Here is a 1,745-nt window from a genome sequence, read left to right on the forward strand (position 1 = left end):
GATGCCCAGGGCGATACCTTCACCAATATCGAGAAAGTCGTCGGATCGGCACAGGACGATGTGTTCACCACCGGTGCCGGGACCTTCACGTTGCAGGGTGGGGCGGGTAACGACCTGTACGGGATCAACGGTCCTGCCTATCAAACGATCGTCGAGCTCGCCGGAGGGGGTGACGATGAGGTGCGTACTTCGCTGACGAACATGACGTTGAGCGCCGAAGTCGAGCGCCTGACCTACACCGGAACCGGCAACTTCACCGGTACCGGCAATGCCGGTAACAACATCATCACCGGTGGCGTCGGCAACGACGTATTGATGGGGGGCGCGGGTGCAGACGCATTCATCGGTGGCGCCGGCAACGATACCGTCAGCTATGACGATTCTTCTGTGGGCGTGACGATCAACCTTAAAACCGGTGCCCACACCGGCATCGCCACTGGCGACACCTTCAACGGCATCGAAGTGATTCGCGGCTCCAAATTCAGCGACACATTTATTGCCGGCAGCGCTGCCGACAAGTTTGAAGGCGGCGCTGTCACGACCGATAACGTCGACGTGGTGGACTACTCGCAATCGGCTGCCGGGATCAATCTGACCCTGGCATCCGGTGCTGGCACCGGCACCGGCGGCGATGCCGAAGGGGATTCGTTCTCCGGCATCGAGAAGATCATCGGTTCGGCCTACGACGACGTATTCAGCTCGAGCACCGGCGGCTTCACCTTGCAGGGCGGGGCGGGTAATGACGTCTACATCATCAACGGCAACGCTTCGCCGGTCATTATCGAGGTGGCCGGGGGTGGTAACGATGAGGTACGTACTTCGCTGTCGAGCATGACGTTGAGCGCCGAAGTCGAGCGCCTGACCTACACCGGCACCGGTAACTTTACCGGTGCCGGCAACGCCGGTAACAACATCATCACCGGCGGCGCGGGCAACGACAATTTGTACGGTGGCGGTGGCGCCGACACGTTTATCGGAGGGGCTGGCACCGACACCGTCGGCTATGACGACAGCAACGCGGCGATCACCTTCAACTTCAAGACCGGTGTGCACACCGGCATCGCCGCCGGCGACACTTACGTCGGTATCGAAATGATTCGCGGCACGCAGTACGGTGACACGTTCATCGCCGGTGCGGGCGCAGACAGGATTGACGCAGGTACCGGCACCGCCGTAGACGTGCTGGATTACTCGCAATCCGGCCAGGGCGTAAACCTGACACTGGGTGCGGCCGGCGCAGGATCGGGCGTGGGGACGGGCGGTGACGCCGAGGGTGACAGCTTTGTCGGCATCGAGAAAATCATCGGCTCGGCCTACAACGATGTCTTCACCGCCACTACCAACTCGACCGGTTTTACCGTGCAGGGCGGCAGTGGCGATGATGTCTACATCCTCAATAATGCGGCCTACGGCGCGATCGTCGAACTGGCCGATGGCGGCAATGATGAAGTGCGCACCAATCAGTCGTACTACATCCTCAATGCCGGTATCGAGCGATTGACCTACACCGGAACCGGCGCGTTCATCTCTCGGGGGAATGCGCTGGATAACGTGATCACGGGCGGGGCGGGTAACGACATTTTGTCGGGGGGCGAGGGTGCCGATACCTTCATCGGTGGCGATGGCTTTGATACGGTCAGCTATGACGACGCCGGCGCAGGCGGTGTGGCGATCAACCTCAAGACCGGTGAGCACACCGGGATTGCCAAGGGCGACAGCTTCCAGAACATCGAGAGGTTCCTCGG

General features: G+C 61.0%; 1 protein-coding gene. It reads left to right on the plus strand.

The genetic code is table 11. The annotated features are described in order from the left end of the window. The coding region (locus DBR24_RS05440; protein WP_305888822.1) for a calcium-binding protein at nt 1–1,745 on the plus strand (1,745 nt) is incomplete at both ends.

Origin of the sequence: Pseudomonas sp. HMWF006, from assembly GCF_003061205.1 — a bacterium.
In the GTDB taxonomy this organism is placed as follows: domain Bacteria; phylum Pseudomonadota; class Gammaproteobacteria; order Pseudomonadales; family Pseudomonadaceae; genus Aquipseudomonas; species Aquipseudomonas monsensis.